We start from the raw sequence: 22,607 nt of genomic DNA, 5'->3' as shown, positions 1-22,607 counted from the left end.
GCTAGGCTATGCCATGTGAGTCACTCAAACGAATCCCTCCTGCTCATCGACGGACACTCCCTGGCCTACCGGGCATTCCACGCCCTGCCGGTCGAGAACTTCTCCACCAGCACGGGCCAGTCGACGAACGCCATCTACGGCTTCATCTCCATGCTCATCAACGTCCTCCGCGACGAAGAGCCCAGCCACGTCGCCGTGGCCTTCGACCTCGGCCGGCAGACCTTCCGACTCGAGGAATACCCCGAATACAAGGCAGGCCGGGCGAAGACCCCACCGGAGTTCCACCCGCAGATCGACCTCATCAAGGACATCGTCACGGCGATGGGCATCAGGGTCGTGACGAAGGAAGGCTTCGAAGCCGATGACGCGCTGGCGACCATGGCGCGGATGGGCACCGAGGCGGGAGCCGACGTCGAAGTGATGAGCGGCGACAAGGACTCCTTCCAGCTGGCATCGGAGACCGTGACGATCCTCTACCCCAAGCGCGGGGTCAGCGACCTCAATCGGATGACCCCGAACGCAGTGGAGGAGAAGTACGGAGTCACCCCCGCGAACTACCGTGGCCTGGCCGCACTCGTCGGTGAGAAGGCCGACAACCTGCCGGGCGTGCCCGGAGTCGGGGACAAGACAGCTGCCAAGTGGCTCGCCGCTCACGGCGACCTGCCGGGAGTGCTCGACAACGCCGAGAAGATCGGCGGCAAGGTCGGGGAGAAGCTGCGCGACCACATCACCGAGGTGGAACGGAACTACCGACTCAACCGGCTCCTCGACGACGTCGACCTCGACCTGAAGTTCGACGACCTGGTGTGGGGCGAAGGCGACCCGGCTGAACTGTCGAGCCTGTTCGATCAGCTCGAGTTCCAGGCGCTCGGCAAGCGCCTCGCTGCGATTTTCCCCGAGGCCGCCGGTGCCGAGGCCGAGGCGGCCCCGCCACGGGAGACGACCATCGCCGCCGTCGACGTCGACGCGCTGCTGTCCCATCTCGCCGACCACGATGTGCTCGCCCTGGACTCCGATGCCTCCTTCGAACTCGGCCACGGTCAGGCTCGGGTCCTCGCCGTGTCCGCCGAGCCCGGGCAGGCATGGGTCGTCGACCTCGCCGAGGCGGGGGAGAGGTCGCTGACGAAGCTCGGGTCCGCACTGGGCAAGCGGTCGCTCATCCTCCACTCCGCGAAACTCCAGATCAAAGCCTGGGCGTCGATGGGGCTGAGCGTCGCCGATGTCGGCGGAGACACGGCACTGGCCGCCTACCTCCTCGTCCCCGATGCCCGCTCCTATGAACTCGGCCAGATCGCGTCCGAACGCGCCGGCATCGACCTGAGCGAACCCGAGTCCGATTCCGGGCAGCTCGCCCTCGACCTCGATTCGGATGCGACCGCGACCACTCACGGGCAGAGGGCTGCCGCCCTCCTCGAAGTCCACGAGGTGCTGGCCGCAGCGCTCGACGAAGCGAACATGACGCAGGTGTACCGGGACATCGAACTTCCGCTCGTGCCCGTGCTCGCACGCATGGAGTCGACCGGAATCGCCGTCGACGAGGGCGGGCTGTCCAACCTCATCGACGAGTTCACGAAACAGGCCGAAGCGAGTGCGCAGGAGGCGTATGACGCGATCGGCCACGAGGTCAACCTCGGTTCGCCCAAACAGCTGCAGACCGTGCTCTTCGACGAACTCGACATGCCGAAGACGAAGCGCACGAAGACCGGCTACACGACCGACGCCGAGGCGCTGGCCGAACTCTTCGTCAAGACCGAACACCCGTTCCTCCAGCACCTGTTGGCCTATCGCGATTCGACGAAGCTCAAGCAGACCGTCGTCGGCCTGCTCAAGACGGTCGCCGATGACGGACGCATCCACACCACCTATCAGCAGACCGTGGCCGCCACGGGGCGCCTGTCCTCCCTCGACCCGAACCTGCAGAACATCCCCGTCCGCACCGAATCCGGACGCCGCATCCGCGAGATCTTCGTCGCCGACCCCGAGGTGGCCGACGGGTGCCTGCTCACCGCCGACTATTCACAGATCGAGATGCGCATCATGGCGCACCTGTCAGGCGATGCAGCACTGATCCAGGCGTTCAAAGATGGGGAGGACCTGCACTCCTATGTCGGGTCGAAGGTCTTCAACGTCGGCATCGACGAGGTGGACTCCGAGATGCGGTCGAAGGTCAAAGCGATGTCCTACGGGCTCGTGTACGGGCTCTCCGCCTACGGACTCTCCCGGCAGCTGGCGATCGGCGTCGACGAGGCCAAAGGCCTCATGGAGCAGTACTTCGAACGCTTCGGCGCGGTCAAAGACTATCTCGACGAGATCGTCGATCAGGCTCGGGCCAATGGCTTCACAGAGACGATCATGGGCCGCCGCCGCTACCTCCCGGCGCTGCACAGCGACCGTCGACAGCTGCGAGACATGGCCGAACGTGCCGCTCTCAACGCCCCGATCCAGGGGTCGGCAGCCGACATCATGAAGATCGCGATGCTCAAGGTCGCCTCCCGGCTCGAAGATCTGCAGTCGCCGATGCTGCTGCAGGTCCACGACGAGATCATCGTCGACGTGCGTCCCGATGAGATCGACGCAGTGAAGGCGATCGTCACCGAGGAGATGGGGTCGGCGTTCGAGCTCGATGTGCCCCTCGACGTCAACGTCGGCACCGGCCGGTCCTGGCACGACGCCGCTCACTGAAGGAGCAGGTGACCTGAGCGCTGCCCGCGCTCAGTCCTTGTGCAGCGTCGTCGAGAAGATCGCGGTGCCCGGCATGAGCGCGCCGCGCAGAGGCGACCAGCCGCCCCAGGCCTTCTGATTCTCCTCGGGCCATTCGGGTTCGGTGACCGAGTCGATCGTGAACCCTGCGGTCACCAGCAGACGCACCCAATCGCTCATCGTCCGATGATGCTCGGCGTACACCGGCTGACCCGTCGAGGAGAGCTCGACATACGGAGTGCGATCGAAGTACGAATACTCGACCGTGAGACCGGCTTCCCCGGGCACGTCGGGGAACATCCACCGCATCGGATGGGTGGTCGAGAACACCCACTGCCCGCCGGGACGGACGACGCGTGCCACCTCGGCGAAGACCACCTCGGCGTCCTTGACGAAGGGCAGCGCGCCATAGGACGAGAATGCGACGTCGAAGCTGTTAGACGCGAACGGAAGCTGACGGGCATCGGCGAGGAGGAACGTCGGGGGAGTCGCCTCGGTGCTCAGCGGATGCTCGCGCTGCAGGCGTGAGGCCTGCTCGAGCATTCCGGCCGAGACATCGACGCCGGTGGTGATGGCGCCTTCCTCGGCGAGCCACCGCGAGCACTGGCCGGCTCCGCAGCCGACCTCGAGGATCTGCTTGCGGTCGACTGCGCCGAGAAGATGGACGTCGGATTCGTGAATTCCCTCGGGACACCAGATGAAATCCGAGGCACCGAGGAACGTGCCGTGTTCGGCCAGATACTCTTCCGCGGAGTTGTCCCAATAGCTGCGGTTGGCCCGGACTGAAGCCTCTTCATCGATCGGCAGATAGCCGCCGCTGATGACCTCGGCTCCGTCAGTTCCCTCGCTCATCGTTCCTCCGTGGCCTCGGCTGCTGAAAAATAGGTTCCTCGGCGTGCATTCACGCCCCTGTTGGTGCTAGCATTGACAACCGTATGCGCCTGTGCATGCAAGTCCAAATTCGCAATCGAGACCGGATTCGGATCTGTCGGCTACAAATAACGACCTGCCGACAGGGTACCGGATCTGGACCAATATTCCATCGGAGTCCCAACCTATATGACCACCACCACGCCGGAATCGGTGCAGCCGAAGCAGGTCGCTGTCAACGACATCGGAACCGCTGAGGATTTTCTCGCCGCCGTCGATGAGACCATCAAGTACTTCAACGATGGCGACATCGTCGAAGGCGAAGTCGTCAAGGTCGACCGCGACGAAGTCCTCGTAGACATCGGATACAAGACGGAAGGCGTCATCCTCGCACGTGAGCTTTCTATCAAGCACGATGTCGATCCCGGCGAAGTCGTCGAGGTCGGGGACGAGATCGAAGCCCTCGTTCTTCAGAAGGAAGACAAAGAGGGCCGTCTCATGCTCTCGAAGAAGCGTGCTCAGTACGAGCGCGCCTGGGGCGACATCGAGAAGATCAAGGAAGACGACGGGGTCGTCACCGGCACCGTCATCGAGGTCGTCAAGGGCGGCCTGATCGTCGACATCGGACTGCGCGGCTTCCTGCCCGCGTCCCTGGTCGAGATGCGTCGCGTCCGCGACCTCGCCCCCTACATCGGCCAGCAGGTCGAAGCCAAGATCATCGAGCTCGACAAGAACCGCAACAACGTGGTCCTGTCTCGCCGTGCCTGGCTCGAGCAGACCCAGTCGGCCGTCCGCCACGACTTCCTGCAGACCCTGCAGAAGGGTCAGGTCCGTCCTGGCGTCGTCTCCTCCATCGTCAACTTCGGTGCGTTCGTCGACCTCGGTGGTGTCGACGGACTCGTCCACGTCTCCGAGCTGTCCTGGAAGCACATCGATCACCCGGGTGAGGTCGTCACCGTGGGCGACGAGGTCACCGTCGAGGTTCTCGACGTCGACATGGACCGTGAGCGCGTCTCGCTCTCGCTCAAGGCCACCCAGGAAGATCCCTGGCAGCACTTCGCCCGCACCCACGTCATCGGACAGATCGTGCCGGGCAAGGTCACGAAGCTCGTTCCCTTCGGTGCATTCGTGCGCGTCGAAGACGGCATCGAGGGCCTCGTCCACATCTCCGAGCTGGCCGTGCGCCACGTGGATCTGCCCGAGCAGGTCGTCTCGGTCGACGAGACCATCTACGTCAAGGTCATCGACATCGACCTCGAACGCCGCCGCATCTCGCTGTCGCTGAAGCAGGCCAACGAGGGCGTCGATCCCGAGGCCGAAGAGTTCCTCGACCCCGCTCTCTACGGCATGCCGCAGGAGTACGACGAGGACGGCAACTACAAGTACCCCGAGGGCTTCGACCCCGAGACCAACGAATGGGTCGAGGGCTACGAGGCTCAGCGCGAGACCTGGGAGCAGCAGTACGCCGCCGCTCAGGAACGCTGGGAAGAGCACAAGAAGCAGGTCGCCAAGGCCATCGCAGCGGACGCCGAGGCTTCCGCAGCCGATGCCGTCGGTACGACCGAAGCCGCTCCGGCCACCGGATCGTTCTCCTCGGAAGAGGCGAGCGACGAAGGTACGCTGGCCAGCGACGAAGCTCTTGCAGCCCTGCGTGAGAAGCTTGCAGGCAGCTGATAACAGCCATCACAGGGGCTCCCGGTCGGAAGGCCGGGAGCCCTGTGTGTATGCCCCCGCAGCTGCGGAGGCTCCCGGACGCGCGGGGGACACCGCGTCGGACATGACTCCTCACAGTCTCCGCTCACGGCTGCGTCCCTGGCTGTGGTTCACAGTGCTGCTCTGCCTGGGCAGCCTCGTCGTCTTCGGATCCGTCGCAGCAGACCCCGGCGGGTCCGTCGTCGCCTCCAACGACGACACCTCCCTGTTCATCTGGTGGCTCGGCCACGGAGCTGCGGTCCTCGCCGACCTCCTCGGCTTCGGCTCCGGGCACACCGGCGGTCTGCTCTACACCGAGTCGATGAACGCCCTCGGCGGGGGAGTCAACGGGGCCTGGAACACCTCCTTGGCAGGTATCGCGCTCCTGCTCGCCCCGGTGACCTGGGCGGCAGGCCCGATCGTCGCCTACAACCTGCTCATCCTCTCCATCCCCGTGCTGAACAGCCTCGCCACAGCAGTGCTCTTCCGACGATTCATGGGGCGCCTGCCGGCATTCATCGCCGCCGGCGGAGTGGGCTTCTCCAGCTATGTCATCGCCCAGCTCGGCGGGCACCCGAACCTCGCATTCGCCATCACTCCGCCGCTGACCGCCTGGGCGATACTCGCGCTGCTCGGTTCCGCGCATCGTGGCCGCAGACATGTGTCGCTGATCGGTCTCGGCTTCGGCCTGCTGCTGGGCTTCCAGTTCTACGTATCCACCGAAGTCCTCGCCGGAACGTTCCTCGCCGCGGTCTGCTTCTTCATCTGCCTCGCCGTGTTCGGGCACAGGCTCCATCCCGTCCGCGCCTGGCTGTCGCTGGCGCTCGGCTCCCTCATCGCCGCAGCCGTCGCGCTGCTCTGCGCGATCCCGCTGCTGCTGACCATGACGGGTGCGAACGCGCCTGCAGGAGCGATCCGTCCGCACGGAGTGTGGAACACCGATCTGCTCGACCCGATTCTGCCGGCCGCGCCCGCATGGCTGAGCGGAGGAGTCTCCCCGCTGCCGCGTGTCATGGACATCGACCCGGCCGAACTCGGCGCCTACGTCGGCGCGCCGGCACTCTTGGCCGCCCTCATCATCGTTCTCGCAGCGCTGCGGAAGACCCCTCGGGCAGTGCCGGTGCGCATCGCGGCCGCGACGGGTGTGCTCGTGTTCGTGCTCGCCCTCGGCTCGCCGATCCTGCTCGGCGGCAACGTGCTGGCCGAGACCGGGCCGTTCGCGCTCGTCGAAGCGATTCCGGTGCTCAACAACATCCTGCCCATGCGGTTGGTGCTGCATTCGACGATCGCGCTGTTCGCGATACTCGGCATCGGGCTCGACTGGGCGCTGGCGCACCGGCACCTCATCCGTGCCCGAATCCTCAGCGGCCTGCTCGCGCTCAACGTCATCTGCGTCGTCCCCGCCCCGCAGACCGCCCATGACGTGACCGTCCCTGACTTCTACACGCAGTCCATCGCCGAGGTGGTCCCCGCCGGATCCGTCGTCAAGACCTTCCCCCGCCCGTTGGCATGGGCCGAACCCCACGCCGACGAGGCGATGGTATGGCAGGCCGTCAGCGGATTCCGCTACCGAGAGACCGGCGGCTACTTCATCGGTTCGAGCCCCGAATCCCCGGTGACCTACACGGCGCCCGAAGACGCTCTCGATACGCTGCTGCACGGCTCCGTCTTCGACGGCGCTCCGATGCCCGATCCTGAGAGCCGTGAAGTGAGCTCGGCCATCACTGAACTGCGCGAGAGCGGTGTCGATTTCATCGTGCTCGCTCCCGAGGCTCCGCTGTTGCCGGGTGGGGAACGCGAGTACTCAGCGTTCCTCGACACGGCGGTCGGCTCACCCGTCTTCGCCGACGAGGGCGTGCGGGTCTACCGACTGGGTCAGTAGGATGCAACCATGCTGAGAATCGGTCTCACCGGCGGAATCGGCGCCGGCAAGTCAACAGTGTCGAATATGCTCGTCGAGCACGGGGCAGTGCTCGTCGATGCCGACGTCATCGCCCGCGAGGTTGTCGCCCCCGGACAGCCGCTGCTCGAACAGCTCGCCGACGCCTTCGGACCCCAGGTGCTCGATGATTCGGGCGCACTCGACCGGCCCGCCCTCGCTGCCGCCGCCTTCGTCGACGCCGAGCACACAGCCAGACTCAACGGCCTCATGCATCCGGCGATCCGCGACCGCACGGCCGAGCACTTCGCCCGGCACGCCGATGCGCAGATCATCGTCCACGATGTGCCGCTCCTCGTCGAGAACTCGATGACACCCGCCTATCACCTCAACCTGCTCGTCGACGTTCCGGCAGAGGTGCGACTTCAGAGGCTCATCGACTCCCGCGGCATGGACCGTGAGGACGCCGAAGCACGGATCTCCCGCCAAGCCGACGACGACACTCGCAGACGCGCCTGCGACGTCAGCATCGACAACTCAGGCTCTGTGGCCGAGACCGAAGCCACGGTGGCCGAGCTCATCGCATCACGGATCCGTCCCTTCGCGGAGAACCTCGCACTGGAACGACGTGCCGCCCGTCCGGCGCTCGGTCTCACTGCGCCGGAGAACGCGGACTGGGCCGGTGACGCGGCCCGCATCATCGCGAAGCTGCGGCACGGCACCGGGGAGGAATTCGCCATCGAACACATCGGATCCACCTCGGTGCCGGGCCTCGCGGCCAAAGACGTCATCGATCTGCAGGTCCTCGTCCCCGATCTCACTGCCGCTCGAGATCTCGCGCCGCGCTTGGCCGAACTCGGCTATCCGGGGGCAGAGATGAGCGACCACCTCGGCGAGCGTTCGACCGAGGGGAATTGGTTCCACGCGAACACGGATCCCGGTCGGGCCGTGAACCTGCACCTGCGCACTGCGGACTCCGTCGGTGCGCGCTTCGCCCGCGCATTCCGGGACCTGCTCATCGAGGACGCTGGGGAGCGAGAGCGCTATCTGCAGCTGAAGTGCGACCGCATCGCCGAGGCGAAGGCGAACGGCGAGACGGACGCGGAGATGATACGAGCATATGCGGAGTCGAAGGAACCGTACTTCCTCGAGATGCGGCGGCGCCTCGTGCCCGACAGCTTCGACTGAATCAGAGGACAGAGGATGCGCAGTGCCCAATGTCAGGGGCGAGGGCTAGGCTGGGACCATGAGCTCAGAACGCCCCTTGCCAGCGATCGGCCACCGTCCCGACGTCACCCGCGAAGTGGCACCCTTCGAGGTCGTCTCCGAGTACTCTCCCTCCGGTGACCAGCCGACCGCGATCAAGGAGATCTCCGAACGGCTGGACGCGGGGGAGCGGGACATCGTGCTGCTCGGCGCCACAGGCACCGGCAAATCTGCGACGACCGCCTGGCTCATCGAACAGGTGCAGAGACCGACTCTCATCATGGCCCCGAACAAGACACTGGCTGCGCAGCTGGCGAACGAGTTCAGGCAGCTGCTGCCGAACAACGCGGTCGAGTACTTCGTGTCCTACTACGACTACTACCAGCCCGAAGCGTACGTCCCGCAGACGGACACCTTCATCGAAAAGGACTCGTCGATCAACGACGAAGTCGAAAGGCTCCGCCACTCGGCCACGAACTCGCTGCTGACCAGGCGCGATGTCGTCGTGGTCTCGACAGTCTCCTGCATCTACGGCCTCGGCACTCCCGAGGAGTACGTCGATCGCATGGTCACCCTGCACAAGGGAGACGAATGCGATCGCGACGAACTGCTCAAACGCTTCGTCTCGATGCAGTACGCGCGCAACGACATGGCGTTCACCCGCGGCACCTTCAGAGTCCGCGGCGACACCGTCGAGATCATTCCCCAGTACGAAGAGCTGGCGCTGCGGATCGAATTCTTCGGCGACGAGATCGAGTCCCTGCAGACCCTCCACCCCCTGACCGGGGAGATCGTGCGCGACGAGGATACGATCCACGTCTTTCCGGCCTCTCACTACGTCGCCGGTGAGGACAGGATGGGACGCGCGGTCAGCGAGATCGAAGAGGAGCTGCAGAAGCGGCTGAGCGAATTCGAGTCGCAGAACAAGCTCCTCGAAGCGCAGCGGCTGAAGATGCGCACCACCTACGACCTCGAGATGATGGAGTCGATGGGCTTCACCTCCGGGATCGAGAACTACTCGCGGCACATCGACGGTCGCGCACCCGGTTCGGCACCGAACTGCCTGCTCGATTACTTCCCCGAGGACTTCCTCCTCGTCATCGACGAATCCCATGTCACCGTGCCGCAGATCGGCGGCATGTACGAAGGCGATATGTCGCGCAAACGCACCCTCGTCGAACACGGATTCCGGCTGCCCAGCGCCATGGACAACCGGCCGCTGAAGTTCGACGAGTTCCGGGAACGCGTCGGTCAGTCCGTGTATCTCTCGGCCACTCCGGGCAACTTCGAACTCGGCAATGCCAACGGCTATGTCCAGCAGATCATCCGGCCCACCGGGCTCGTCGACCCAGAGATCAAGGTCAAGCCGACGAAGGGTCAGATCGATGACCTGCTCGACGAGATCAGGACCAGAGTCGATGCGAACGAGCGTGTGCTGGTGACCACGCTGACGAAGAAGATGGCCGAAGACCTCACCGACTATCTGCTCGAACACGACATCCGCGTCCAATACCTCCACTCGGATGTCGACACGCTGCGACGTGTGGAACTTCTCACAGAGCTGCGGGCCGGAGAATTCGACGTCCTCGTCGGCATCAACCTCCTGCGCGAGGGCCTCGACCTGCCCGAAGTCTCACTCGTGGCGATCCTCGACGCCGACAAGGAAGGCTTCCTGCGGTCGTCGACCTCACTCATCCAGACCATCGGCCGCGCGGCCCGCAACCTGCACGGGCAGGTGCACATGTACGCGGACACGATCACCGACTCGATGCGCACGGCCATCGACGAAACAGACCGCAGGCGAGCGATCCAGGTCGCCTACAACGAAGAGCACGGCATCGACCCGGCACCGCTGGTCAAGCGGATCGCAGACATCACCGAACGGCTCCAGCGTGAGGACGAGGACACTCGTGAGCTGCTCACCGAATTCGACTACGGCAAGGGCAAGCGCGGCTACAACTCGACGCTCACCGACGAACAGCGGGAAGCCGCAGGCAAACCCGGCTCACTGCGTCCGCCGGCCGCCGACCTCACCGAACTCATCGAATCGCTGACCTCCCAGATGCATTCGGCCGCTGCCGAACTGCAGTTCGAACTCGCGGCCCGTCTGCGTGATGAGCTCTCCGATCTCAAACAGGAACTGCGGCAGATGAAGGAGGCCGGACACGCCTGAGCCGGCACTGCCGGGAACATCCCCCAACGGGGCATGTTTATACTGGTGTGCTGGCGAAAGGGAGTATCCCGTCCATCCGCGGTCGTCATCACGATCCCATTCGGGGTCCGGACGCGGAGCGCACGCATACAATCAGCGTGGGAGAGACTTTCGACCCGGATATAACCTATTCACCACGAAAGGCTTTCATGGATATCGTGTCCTCTACGCTCGCAGCCGGCGGCAACGCCGCGGCGGCAAGCGAATCCCCGATCCCGATGTGGTTCATGATCACCTCGGGAATCGTCGTCGTCGCCATCCTCGTCTTCGACCTCCTCCTCGTCGTCAAACGACCGCACACCCCGTCGATGCGTGAAGCGAGCATCTGGGTGGCATTCTACGTCGCCCTCGCTCTGGCCTTCGCCGGAGCGCTGTTCGCCATCGGCGACACGCAGCACGGCAGCGAATTCCTCACCGGCTGGCTGCTCGAATACTCTCTGAGCATCGACAACCTGTTCGTCTTCATCATCATCATGGGCAGCTTCTCGGTACCGCGGAAGTATCAGCAGGAAGTGCTCATGGTCGGCATCATCATCGCCATCATCTTCCGCGGAATCTTCATCCTCGCGGGTGCGGCGATCATCAATGCCTTCGTCGAGGTGTTCTTCATCTTCGGCATCTTCCTGCTCATCGTCGCCTACCGGCAGGCCTTCGGCAACGAGGATGACGGCGACGGAGAGAACGGTCTCATCCGGTTCCTCCGCAAGCGGATCAACGTCGTCGACGAATACCACGGCAACAAGCTGCGGGTCACTCTCGATGATAATAAGAAGTACTGGACCCCGATGTTCATCGTGTTCGTCGCGATCGGCTCCACCGACGTGATGTTTGCACTCGACTCGATCCCCGCGATCTTCGGCGTCACGCAGAACGCCTTCCTCGTCTTCACAGCGAACGTCTTCGCACTCATGGGACTGAGGCAGCTGTACTTCCTGCTCGGCGGGCTCGTCGACAAGCTCGTCTACCTCCATTACGGAATCGCAGCGATCCTCGCGTTCATCGGCGTCAAACTCGTCATCCATGCTCTGTCTTCGAGCGATTGGGAGTTCCTCTCCTGGGGCCACTCGATCCCCGAGGTGCCGACCTGGCTGTCGCTGACCTTCATCGTCCTCGCAATGGCCGTGGCGACCATCGCCTCGCTGATGAAGATGAAGAAAGAGGGAGTGAGCTTCAAGGACATCCGCGACGACGAGTCCGAAGAGGCCTGAGCCCACCGGCTCCGCCACCCCCCCCCACCGGATGAGGACGAAGTCCTCGCAGCGGAAGTGAGAGCGGGGTCCGTCCTGACATCAGGACGGACCCCGCTCTCGCAGCACCAGCACAGACGGGACGGTGCGAGACCTGCCGTCTGCTCGGTGTGAAGCCCGGTTCGCTGTCCGGAGTCAGTCGTGGGAGAACGGCCCGAAGACCGGGGTCCACCCGCGCACCGACACGGATTCGATGACGCCGACCGAAGCATAGGGGTCATCGGCGAGATGCCGCTCGACCTCCGCACGATCAGCGGCGCTGAAGATGAGCAGCCCGCCCGGCTGCGGCTCGTCGTCCAGGGGGCCGGACGCGAGGATCACCCCGGCCTCGACGAGATCAGACTGCCACTGGCGATGACTCGGACGGCTGTCCATCCGGGTGGAGGTATCCGGACCATAGGTATAGGTGACGGCGAAGACTGGCATCGATGAGCTCCGTTCGGCTTTAGGATTGAACACGAATCAGTCTAATCGGAAAGGTCTGTGCATCAGCGTGGCCAGATTGCAGGAGATCCCGGCGGAATTCGCCGACGACGACTCCATCTACGAGTCCTTCGGCGAATACTGCGCAGACATCGGCGTCGAACCCTACCCGGCACAGGACGAGGCGTTCCTCACCATCCTCGCCGGCGACAACACGATCATGGCCACCCCGACCGGTTCGGGAAAGTCGCTCGTTGCCCTCTTCGCCCTCTACCAGTCGTACACCCGGGGCATCCGGGCCTATTACACGGCTCCGCTCAAGGCCCTGGTCAGTGAGAAGTTCTTCTCCCTCATCGCCGCCTTCGGGGCCGAGAACGTCGGCATGATCACCGGCGACTCGACGGTCAACGGCGACGCCCCCGTCATCTGCGCCACGGCGGAGATCCTCGCCAACCAGGCACTTCGCGAAGGCGGGATGCTCGACGCGGGCATGGTCGTCATGGACGAATTCCACTATGTCGCCGACCCCTCACGCAGCTGGGCCTGGCAGGTGCCCCTGCTCGAGATGCCGCAGTCCCAATTCGTCCTCATGTCCGCCACCTTGGGCGACACCACGGATATCCGCCGGACCATGCGCGAGACGACGGGACGCGATTCATCCGTCGTCACCTCGGCGACCAGGCCCGTTCCGCTCGACTACGAGTACTCCACGGACACGCTCTCGGACACCCTGCGCGGACTCGTCCGACATGACAAAGCCCCGGTCTACGTCGTCTCGTATTCCCAGAACGGCGCCATCGACCTCGCCACGAACCTGCTCTCGGTGGACCTCGCGACGAAAGATCAGAGAGCCGCGATCGCCGCGGCCATCAAAGGCTTCTCCTTCGGCAAGGGCTTCGGGCAGAGCCTGCGCAAGCTGCTCCTCCACGGCGTGGGCGTCCACCACGCCGGGATGCTGCCCAAATACCGGCGCCTCATCGAACAGCTCGCGCTGTGGGGCCTGCTGCTCGTCATCTCCGGCACCGACACCCTCGGTGTGGGCATCAACGTGCCGATCCGCTCCGTGCTGCTGACCGGACTGACCAAATTCGACGGTCGGAAGATGCGCAGACTCAGCGTCCGCGAATTCCAGCAGCTGGCCGGTCGCGCCGGCCGGGCCGGATTCGACACCCGCGGCTACGTCATCGCCCAAGCTCCCGAACACGTCATCGACAACCTCAAGGCCGAAGCGAAGGCCGACAACAACGACAAGAAGAAAAAGAAGAAGGTCAAGAAGAAGGCCGCCCCGGCAGGTTTCGTCGGCTGGTCCGAGGAGACCTTCACCAAACTCATCGAAGGCGAATCCGAGACGCTGCGCCCGCGGATGAAGATCGACCACTCGACCATCCTCAACCTCGTCGCTCGGCCCGGTTCAGATGTGTCGACGATCAGCGACTTCATCGACAAGACGCACGAGAGCCGCGACCGCCGCCTCGATCTCAAACTCACGGCGATCAGCATCGGACGATCCCTCCTCGACGCCGGGCTCATCGAGACCAGGGGAGACGAACTCGTCCCGACCCAGGACCTCGGCCCACAGTTCGCGCTCAACCAGCCGCTGGCGCCGTTCGTCCTCGCCGCCCTCGACCTCCTGCAGGAAGACGACGACACCTACGCCCTCGACATCGTCTCCATCGTCGAATCGACCACCTCGGTGCCGTTCCAGATCCTCAAGGGCCAACTCGACCGGATCAAGGGCGACACTCTGGCCGAACTCAAAGCCGAAGGCGTCGACTACTCCGAACGGATGGCGATCCTCGACGACATCGAGGGACCCGCACCTCTGGCCGAGATGCTCGACCCCGCCTTCGACCACTTCGTCGAGACCCACCCATGGCTGCGCGGCGGAAACTTCGAACCGAAATCCGTCCTGCGCGACATGATCGAACAGTCGATGGGATTCACCCAGTTCGTCGCCTACTACTCCCTGGCCCGCTCCGAAGGAAGTCTGCTGAGATACCTCACCGACGTCTACCGGGCGCTTCTGCACAATGTGCCCGCGGAGAACCGGACCGAGGAACTGGCCGACATCATCGAATGGCTCGGCGAGACCATCGCCCGCACCGACTCGTCCCTGCTCGACGAATGGCGGACCCTGCAGGGTCTCGATCCGACCCAACATGCCGATGAGCTGCCGGCACTGGACCGACGCTTCTCCGAGAACACGAAGGTGTTCACCGCCGAGATCCGCAATGCCCTGTTCCACCGCGTGCTGCTGGCCGAACGCGCCGACTACGCAGAGCTCGGACGCCTCGATGCGGAGTCCGGCTTCGACGCCCGCGCCTGGGAAGACGCGATCGAGGACTTCTACGACGTCTACGGCGAACTCCTCACCGACCAGAAGGCCCGTGGTCGGGAATATATCGACATCGAACCCGGTTCCCCCACGTGGACCGTCCGCCAGATCCTGGCCGATCCGGAAGAGAACCGGGACTGGGCCATCGACGCCGAGGTGGACGTGGAAGCCAGCGACGAAGCCGGAGACATCGTGCTCCGCATCGTCTCCGTCGGCGAGATCGGCGCCACGGGATGAGGTCCGCGAACACGTCGCGGGCCTCGGCTCCGAGAGCCGAGAATGAAGCAATGTCAGTGCCGAGTAATACAGTGGTCAGGTGATGAAAACCAATAACGGCGAGCAAGTGACAGGCGTCTCCCATCTCGACACCCTGTGGGTCAAGGGCGCGCGGGCACACAATCTCAAGAACGTCGAGATCGCCCTGCCGCGTGACTCCATGGTCGTCTTCACCGGACTGTCCGGTTCCGGCAAGTCGTCCCTGGCCTTCGACACGATCTTCGCCGAAGGCCAGCGGCGCTACGTCGAATCCCTGTCCTCCTATGCCCGCATGTTCCTCGGGCAGATGGACAAACCCGATGTCGACTTCATCGAAGGGCTGTCCCCGGCAGTGTCGATCGACCAGAAGTCGACATCACGCAATCCGCGTTCGACCGTCGGCACGATCACCGAGGTCTACGACTTCCTGCGTCTGCTGTGGGCGCGCATCGGCATCCCGCACTGCCCGGTCTGCGGTGAGGTGATCACGAAGCAGTCCCCGCAGCAGATCGTCGATCAGCTGCTCGAGCTCGAAGAGCGCACGAAGTTCCTCGTGCTCGCCCCCGTCGTGCGGTCCCGCAAGGGAGAGTTCGTCGACCTCTTCAGTGAGCTTCAGGCCAAGGGCTTCTCCCGTGCCGTCGTCGACGGTGAGCAGATCAGCCTGAGCGAACCTCCGACCCTGGAGAAGCAGTACAAGCACACGATCTCCGTCATCGTCGACCGTCTCGTGGCGAAGCCAGGCATGCGTCAGCGCCTGACGGACTCGGTGGAGACCGCGCTCGGACTCGCCGACGGACGCATCGACATCGACCTCGTCGACGAAGGCACGACCCGCACGTTCTCCGAACACATGTCGTGCCCGAACGAACATCCGCTGACGATCGACGAGATCGAACCGCGCTCCTTCTCCTTCAACTCGCCGTTCGGCGCCTGCCCCACCTGTGACGGCATCGGCACCCGCCTGCAGGTCGATGAGGATCTCGTCATCCCCGATGAGGACCTCAGCCTCGGGGCAGGAGCGATCGCTCCCTGGTCGGGCGGCAAACAGGTCTCGAAGTACTTCAACCGGCTCCTCAAGGGACTCGGCGACGAACTGGGCTTCGATATGAAGACTCCGTGGAAGAAGCTGCCGAAGTCCGCGAAGACTGCGATCCTGACCGGCAAGGACTACAAGGTCCACGTCAAGTACAAGAACCGCTTCGGCCGTGAACGCACCTACTCGACCGGTTTCGAGGGCGTCTACCAGTACATCCAGCGCAAACACGAAGAGACCGAATCCGATTGGTCGCGGGAGCGCTACGAGTCGTATATGCGCGAGATCCCCTGTGCCAGCTGCCAGGGAACACGCCTCAAACCTGAGATCCTGGCGGTCAAGGTGGGCGAGAAGTCGATCGCCGACGTCTCCGAACTCGCCCTCGACGAAGCCGCACAGTTCCTCGGCGGACTCGAACTCAGCGACCGGGATGCTGCCGTGGCCGCCCAGGTGATGAAGGAGATCAACGCCCGTCTCGGATTCCTCCTCGACGTGGGCCTCGACTACCTCAGCCTCAACCGGGCCGCCGGCACCCTGTCCGGCGGCGAAGCTCAGCGCATCCGTCTGGCCACGCAGATCGGCTCGGGGCTCGTCGGCGTGCTCTATGTCCTCGACGAACCGTCGATCGGTCTGCATCAGCGCGACAATCGACGCCTCATCGAAACGCTCAACAAGCTCAAGGACCTGGGCAACACCCTCATCGTCGTCGAACACGACGAGGACACCATCGCAGCCGCCGATTGGGTCGTCGACATCGGCCCCGGCGCCGGCGAACACGGGGGAGAGGTCGTCTACTCAGGACCCGTGCCCGGGCTCAGGGACGCTGCCGGATCGATCACCGGCGACTACCTGTCCGGTCGCCGCGAGATCCAGATCCCGCCGACTCGACGCCCCGTCGACAAGGAGCGCATGGTCACCGTCGAGAAGGCGGTGGAGAACAACCTCCGAGATGTCACGGTGTCGTTCCCGCTCGGCGTGTTCACCGCTGTCACTGGAGTGTCCGGTTCGGGCAAGTCGACCCTGGTCAACGAGATCCTCTACACGCAGATGGCCAATGTCCTCAACGGCGCCTCCCGCGTGCCCGGACGACACAAGCGGGTGACCGGCCTGGACAACCTCGACAAGGTCGTCCACGTCGATCAGTCGCCGATCGGGCGGACCCCGCGCTCGAACCCCGCCACCTACACCGGCGTGTTCGACCACGTGCGCAGGCTCTTCGCCGAAACGGAGTCCGCGAAGATCCGCGGCTACCTGCCGGGACGCTTCTCCTTCAACGTCAAAGGCGGTCGCTGCGAGAACTGCAGCGGCGACGGCACGATCAAGATCGAGATGAACTTCCTGCCCGACGTCTACGTACCCTGCGAGGTCTGCCAGGGAGCCCGGTACAACCGGGAGACCCTCGAAGTCACGTTCAAGGGCAAGAACATCGCCGAGGTCCTCGACATGCCCATCGAAGAGGCCAATGACTTCTTCGCCGCGATTCCCGCGATCTCCCGTCATCTGAAGACCCTCGTCGAGGTGGGACTCGGATACGTCCGCCTCGGCCAGCCGGCGACGACCCTGTCCGGTGGTGAGGCGCAGCGCGTCAAGCTCGCGGCCGAACTGCAGAAGCGTTCGCGCGGACGCACCGTCTACGTGCTCGACGAACCGACGACCGGTCTGCACTTCGAGGACATCTCGAAGCTGCTCATGGTCCTCCAGGGACTCGTCGACAAAGGCAATACCGTCATCGTCATCGAACACAACCTCGACGTCATCGGCAATGCCGACCACATCATCGACCTCGGGCCCGAGGGCGGCCGCGGCGGCGGTCAGATCATCGCCCAAGGCACCCCCGAGGAGGTCGCCGAGGTGACCGCATCCCACACCGGGCGCTACCTCAAGCCGATGCTCGACGCCTGATCCCATGCCCGATCCATCCAGCTACCGCCCGGCCACGGGGTCCATCCCGACCTCGGCCGGGGTGTACAAGTTCCGAGATCCCGACCGCCGGGTGATCTACGTCGGGAAGGCGAAGAACCTCCGCAACCGTCTCAACTCGTACTTCGCGAACCCGGCCGCGCTGCACCCGCGGACATCGACGATGGTCCACACCGCGAACTCAGTGGAATGGACCGTCGTCGACACCGAGGTCGAAGCCCTGCAGCTCGAATGGACGTGGATCAACGAGTTCAATCCGCGGTTCAACGTCATGTTCCGCGACGACAAGTCCTACCCGTACCTCGCGATCACCATGAACGACGAAGTGCCCCGCGCCTTCATCACCCGCGGAAAGCGCCGCAAGGGCGTGAAGTACTTCGGCCCCTTCGCCCAGGTGTGGGCGATCAAGGACACCCTCGACCTGTTGCTCAAGGCCTTCCCGATGCGCACCTGCACCCCTGGGGTCTATCGGCGAGCAGAGCGCAGTGGTCGACCCTGCCTGCTCGGCTACATCGACAAATGCGCAGCACCCTGCGTCGGCCAGATCACCAAGGACGAGCACCGGGAGCTGGCCCGCAGCATCTCCGACTTCATGTCGGGCAACACCGGCCGGTTCATCAGCTACCGGAAGAAGGAGATGGCCAAGGCGGCCGAAGACCTCGACTACGAACGCGCCGCGGGACTGCGGGACGAGATCACCGCACTGCAGAAGGTGCTCGACAAATCCGCCGTGGTGCTCTCCGTCAGCGCCGACTGCGATATCTTCGCCCTCGTCACCGAAGAGCTCGAAGCCTCCGTGCAGGTCTTCCACGTCCGACAGGGGCGGATCCGCGGCCAACGCGGGTGGATCATCGAGCGCTCCGACGACCACACCCCGGCGGAGCTGACCACCGACTATCTGCGGCAGGCCTACACCGGTCTCGATGCCGACGCGATCCCGAAGGAGATCCTCGTCGACACGCTCCCTGCCGATCAGGAGTCTCTCGAATCCTGGCTGAGCCAGCAGCGCGGATCCCGAGTCACCGTCCGCGTGCCCGAACGAGGTGAGAAGCGCGCGGCCCTGGAGACAGTGGACAAGAACGCGAAGGAAGCGCTCATCCAGCACAAACTCAAACGCTCCTCCGATCTCACCACGCGCAGCCAGGCGCTCAAAGAGATCCAAGAGCATCTCGGCCTGCCCGAGGCTCCGCTGCGCATCGAATGCATCGACATCTCCCACACACAGGGATCGAACGTCGTGGCCTCCCTCGTCGTGTTCGAAGACGGAATGGCGAAGAAGCGCGACTACCGGCACTTCGCCATCCACGGCGAAGCCGCCGCCGATGATACGGCGTCGATGTACGACGTCGTCTCCCGCCGGTTCAGCCGCTACTTGGAGCAGGTGGGCGCCGACGAACCCGATGAGCGCTTCGGCTACCGGCCCAGCCTCCTCGTCGTCGACGGTGCCGGCCCGCAGGTCGCCGCCGCGATGAGGGCGCTGACGGATCTCGGAATCGTCGACATCTCCGTGGTCGGTCTGGCCAAACGGCTCGAGGAGATCTGGGTTCCCGACGATCCGTTCCCGGTGATCCTGCCGCGCAACTCCGAGGGGCTGTTCCTCATGCAGCGGCTGCGCGACGAAGCTCACCGCTTCGCCATCACCTACCACCGGTCGAAGCGCGCGAAGGCGATGACCAGCTCGGTCCTCGACGACATCCCCGGGCTCGGCGAATCCAAACGCACCGCACTGCTGCGGCACTTCGGGTCGGTGAAGAAGGTCCGCGCCGCCTCCGCTGAGGAGATCTGCGAGGTCAAGGGAATCGGTCCCTCCCTCGCAGCGAAGATCGTCGCGGCTCTGGCTGAGTGAGCGCGGCGAATCTGCCCTAGAGTAGTGCGGAGAGACCCCGTGACCGGCACCGGCCGGGAGCAGCCAGAGGAGGACGTGTGAGTACGCAGGCCGAACCGAACGGTTCCGACCACCCCATCGAGGTCGTTCTCGTCACCGGAATGTCCGGGGCGGGCCGGACGACGGTGGCCAACGTGCTCGAAGACATGGACTGGTACGTCGTGGACAATCTGCCTCCGCAGATGATGCGTCCGCTGGTCGAACTCGTCGCCCGCGCCGACGGTGCCCTGCCGAAGATCGCCATCGTCATCGATGCCAAGGGCCGGACGAAGTACACGGAGCTGCAGGAGACGATCAGCGACTTCGTCGACCAGGGGCTGTCTCTGCGCATCCTCTACCTCGAAGCCTCCGACGAAGTCCTCGTCCGCCGCTTCGAATCGACCCGGCGTCCCCACCCGCTGCAGGGCGACGGCACTCTCCTCGACGGCATCGAGGCCGAACGCAGCCAGCTCGAAACGCTCAAACACCGTGCCGACATCATCGTCGACACCTCGGACCTCAACGTCCATCAGCTCTCCGCCGAGGTGCGCAAGCGCTTCAGCGATGACGACACTCCGCCGCTGCGGCTGACGGTGATGAGCTTCGGCTTCAAATACGGCCTGCCCAAGGACGCCGATCACATCGCCGATGTGCGCTTCCTGCCGAACCCGTACTGGATCCCGCACCTGCGCGGACACAACGGGCTCGACTCCGACGTCGCATCCTTCGTGCTCGAACAGAACGGGGCCGAGGAGTTCATCGAACGCTATGCTGCGACGCTGTCGACCGTGGCCGAAGGCTACCTCCACGAAGGCCGCGGCTATGCGATGATCGGCATCGGCTGCACCGGCGGCAAACATCGTTCCGTGGCGATCAGCGAACGCGTCGGCAAACTCCTGTCGGCGCAGACGGGAATCCCGGTGACCGTGCGCCACCGCGATCTGGGAAGAGAATGACATGGAGACCGAAGACCTGCCTGTGATCACCGCAGGAGCACAGAACGACGGTCCGAACATCGTCTCCTTCGGCGGCGGACACGGACTCTACGCTGCACTGCGGGCATTCCGACTGCTCACCGAAGACCTCACCGCCGTGGTCACCGTCGCCGACGACGGCGGCTCCTCCGGCCGCCTGCGCGACGAACTCGGCGGACTGCCGCCCGGGGACCTGCGAATGGCGCTGGCCGCGCTGTGTGATGACGGCACCTGGGGGCAGACCTGGCGTGACGTCATCCAGCACCGATTCGAATCCGATGGCGAACTCTCCGGTCACGCCGTGGGCAATCTGCTCATCGCCGCGCTGTGGCAGATCCACGGCGACCATGTCGCCGGCCTCGACTGGATGGCCCGGCTGCTGCGCGCCCACGGCCGAGTGCTGCCGATGTCCTCGGTGCCGCTGACGATCGAGGCCGATGTGAAGTTCCCCGGCTCCTTCCAGGTCGTGCGCGGACAGTCCGTGCTCGCCTCCACTCTCGGTCACGTCGAGACCGTGCGCCTCGACCCGGCCGCACCGCCGGCCCGGTATGAGACCGTCGAAGCCGTACACGAGGCCGATGTGCTCAACCTCGGGCCCGGATCCTGGTACACCTCGGTGATGCCGCACCTGCTCGTGCCCTCGCTGGCAGAGGCGATCGTCGCCTCCACCGCGGTGAAATCCCTCACTCTCAACCTCAGCTCCACCGATGGTGAGACCCGGGATCTGAGCCTCGGCGAACACCTCCTCTCACTGCATCGTCATGCACCTGCGCTGACATTGGACTATGTCCTCGTCGATGAGGCGGCGACCGACCTCGAGCCGGATCTGACGCAGCAGGCCGCAGACCTGTTCGGAGCCCAGCTGTGGCAGCGTCCGCTGCGCTCACGCAGGCAGGGACAGCATGACAGCCTCAAACTTGCAGCGTGCTACCGTGACATGTTGGTAGACGCCGGGATCGGCGTCGCCGAGCAGTGGTAAGACATCAGGGGCAGGAGGACGAGCAATGGCACTGACCGCTCAGGTCAAGGACGAATTGGCGCGTGTGAGGATCACCCGCACCTCCGCCCGCAAGGCCGAGGTGTCATCGATCTTCCGGTTCTCCTCCGCTCTCCACCTCGTCAACGGCTCGATCGTGCTCGAAGCCGAACTCGACACCGCCCAGGCGGCGAAGCGCCTGCGCGCCGAGATCAAGGACCTCTACGGCCAGCACGCCGATATCGTCGTCATCAACGCCGCCGGAATCCGCCGCTCCAACCGCTACCTGCTGCGGGTCACCCGCGACGGGGGAGCCCTGGCCCGCCAGACCGGCCTCGTCGACAATCGGGGACGGCCCGTGCGCGGTCTGCCGTCGGCGATCGTCAACGGTTCCGTCGCCGATGCCGAAGCCGCGTGGCGCGGCGCGTTCCTCGCCCACGGCTCACTGACCGAACCCGGACGCTCCTCCGCACTCGAAGTTACCTGCCCCGGCCCCGAGGCGGCACTCGCACTCGTCGGAGCCGCCCGCCGACTCGGGCTGAGCGCCAAGGCCCGTGAAGTCCGTGGAGTCGACCGCGTCGTCATCCGCGACGGCGACGACATCGCCGCCCTGCTCACCCGGATGGGCTCCCACAGCGCTGTGCTCGTGTGGGAGGAGCGCAGGATGCGCCGTGAGGTCCGCGCCACAGCGAACCGCCTGGCGAACTTCGACGATGCGAACCTGCGTCGCTCGGCCCGCGCGGCCGTTGCCGCCGGGGCGCGCGTCGAACGGGCCCTGGAGATCCTCGGCGACGACGTTCCCGAGCACCTCCGCTATGCCGGCCAGCTGCGAGTGACCCACAAACAGGCCTCCCTGGAGGAACTCGGCCAGCTCGCCGACCCTCCGATGACGAAGGACGCGGTCGCCGGACGCATCCGCCGACTGCTGTCGACGGCGGACAAGCATGCGGAGGAACTGGGAATTCCCGGCACCGAAGCCAGTCTGACCCCGGAAATGCTCGAGGATCGCTAAGATCGAGGC

Annotated in this window: 14 protein-coding genes; 12 read left to right on the top strand and 2 right to left on the bottom strand. The window is 64.8% G+C overall.

Annotated features, from left to right (window positions below):
- The first annotated feature begins 15 nt into the window (after positions 1-15).
- Entirely contained in the window at positions 16-2,682 is a 2,667-nt protein-coding gene (polA, locus tag L1F31_RS09980) for a DNA polymerase I (protein WP_265417153.1), read from the top strand.
- A gap of 30 nt (positions 2,683-2,712) precedes the next feature.
- Here polA and L1F31_RS09975 read toward each other — a convergent pair whose 3' ends face one another.
- On the bottom strand, positions 2,713-3,552 hold the full coding sequence (locus tag L1F31_RS09975) for a class I SAM-dependent methyltransferase (protein ID WP_265417152.1): 840 nt from the start codon (positions 3,550-3,552) through the stop codon (positions 2,713-2,715).
- A gap of 207 nt (positions 3,553-3,759) precedes the next feature.
- Here L1F31_RS09975 and rpsA point away from each other — a divergent pair, with 207 nt between their 5' ends.
- The 5 genes from rpsA (at position 3,760) to L1F31_RS09950 (ending at position 11,767) form a co-directional block, all read left to right on the top strand.
- Complete coding sequence (rpsA, locus tag L1F31_RS09970) at positions 3,760-5,244, top strand: 30S ribosomal protein S1 (protein ID WP_265417151.1); 1,485 nt, start codon at positions 3,760-3,762, stop codon at positions 5,242-5,244.
- A gap of 103 nt (positions 5,245-5,347) precedes the next feature.
- A complete protein-coding gene (locus L1F31_RS09965; protein ID WP_265417150.1) occupies positions 5,348-7,144 on the top strand; it encodes a hypothetical protein in 1,797 nt (598 codons plus the stop codon).
- Positions 7,145-7,153: 9 nt separating this feature from the next.
- Positions 7,154-8,329 carry a dephospho-CoA kinase gene (coaE, locus tag L1F31_RS09960; protein ID WP_265417149.1) on the top strand — a complete coding sequence of 392 codons (1,176 nt, stop codon included), beginning with the start codon at positions 7,154-7,156 and terminating at the stop codon, positions 8,327-8,329.
- Between the two features lie 58 nt (positions 8,330-8,387).
- Positions 8,388-10,520: an excinuclease ABC subunit UvrB gene (gene uvrB / locus L1F31_RS09955; RefSeq protein WP_265417148.1), complete on the top strand. Its 2,133-nt coding sequence runs from the start codon at positions 8,388-8,390 to the stop codon at positions 10,518-10,520.
- A gap of 188 nt (positions 10,521-10,708) precedes the next feature.
- Complete coding sequence (locus L1F31_RS09950; RefSeq protein WP_265417147.1) at positions 10,709-11,767, top strand: TerC/Alx family metal homeostasis membrane protein; 1,059 nt, start codon at positions 10,709-10,711, stop codon at positions 11,765-11,767.
- 174 nt (positions 11,768-11,941) lie between these two features.
- Here the strand turns inward: L1F31_RS09950 and L1F31_RS09945 are convergent, their stop codons facing one another.
- Positions 11,942-12,232, bottom strand: a complete 291-nt coding sequence (locus L1F31_RS09945) for a YciI family protein (protein WP_265417146.1) — start codon at positions 12,230-12,232, stop codon at positions 11,942-11,944.
- Between the two features lie 67 nt (positions 12,233-12,299).
- On the opposite strand from L1F31_RS09945, the gene L1F31_RS09940 reads away from it, so the two are divergent.
- The 6 genes from L1F31_RS09940 (at position 12,300) to whiA (ending at position 22,598) form a co-directional block, all read left to right on the top strand.
- Positions 12,300-14,801, top strand: coding sequence for a DEAD/DEAH box helicase (locus tag L1F31_RS09940; protein ID WP_265417145.1), 2,502 nt, complete (start codon positions 12,300-12,302; stop codon positions 14,799-14,801).
- An 82-nt stretch (positions 14,802-14,883) separates the two neighbouring features.
- Positions 14,884-17,754 (top strand): excinuclease ABC subunit UvrA, encoded by a 2,871-nt coding sequence (uvrA, locus tag L1F31_RS09935; RefSeq protein ID WP_265420420.1) that lies wholly within the window; start codon positions 14,884-14,886, stop codon positions 17,752-17,754.
- Between the two features lie 4 nt (positions 17,755-17,758).
- Positions 17,759-19,618 carry an excinuclease ABC subunit UvrC gene (gene uvrC / locus L1F31_RS09930; RefSeq protein ID WP_265417144.1) on the top strand — a complete coding sequence of 620 codons (1,860 nt, stop codon included), beginning with the start codon at positions 17,759-17,761 and terminating at the stop codon, positions 19,616-19,618.
- 77 nt (positions 19,619-19,695) lie between these two features.
- Entirely contained in the window at positions 19,696-20,592 is an 897-nt protein-coding gene (rapZ, locus tag L1F31_RS09925) for an RNase adapter RapZ (RefSeq protein ID WP_265417143.1), read from the top strand.
- Position 20,593: 1 nt separating this feature from the next.
- Positions 20,594-21,589: a gluconeogenesis factor YvcK family protein gene (locus tag L1F31_RS09920; RefSeq protein WP_265417142.1), complete on the top strand. Its 996-nt coding sequence runs from the start codon at positions 20,594-20,596 to the stop codon at positions 21,587-21,589.
- 25 nt (positions 21,590-21,614) lie between these two features.
- Entirely contained in the window at positions 21,615-22,598 is a 984-nt protein-coding gene (gene whiA / locus L1F31_RS09915; protein WP_265417141.1) for a DNA-binding protein WhiA, read from the top strand.
- The last annotated feature ends 9 nt before the right edge of the window (positions 22,599-22,607 follow it).

This window comes from Brevibacterium spongiae, from assembly GCF_026168515.1.
In the GTDB taxonomy this organism is placed as follows: domain Bacteria; phylum Actinomycetota; class Actinomycetes; order Actinomycetales; family Brevibacteriaceae; genus Brevibacterium; species Brevibacterium spongiae.
The sequence above is the reverse complement of the archived record's forward strand: the minus strand, read 5'-3'. Positions and strand labels throughout refer to the sequence as shown.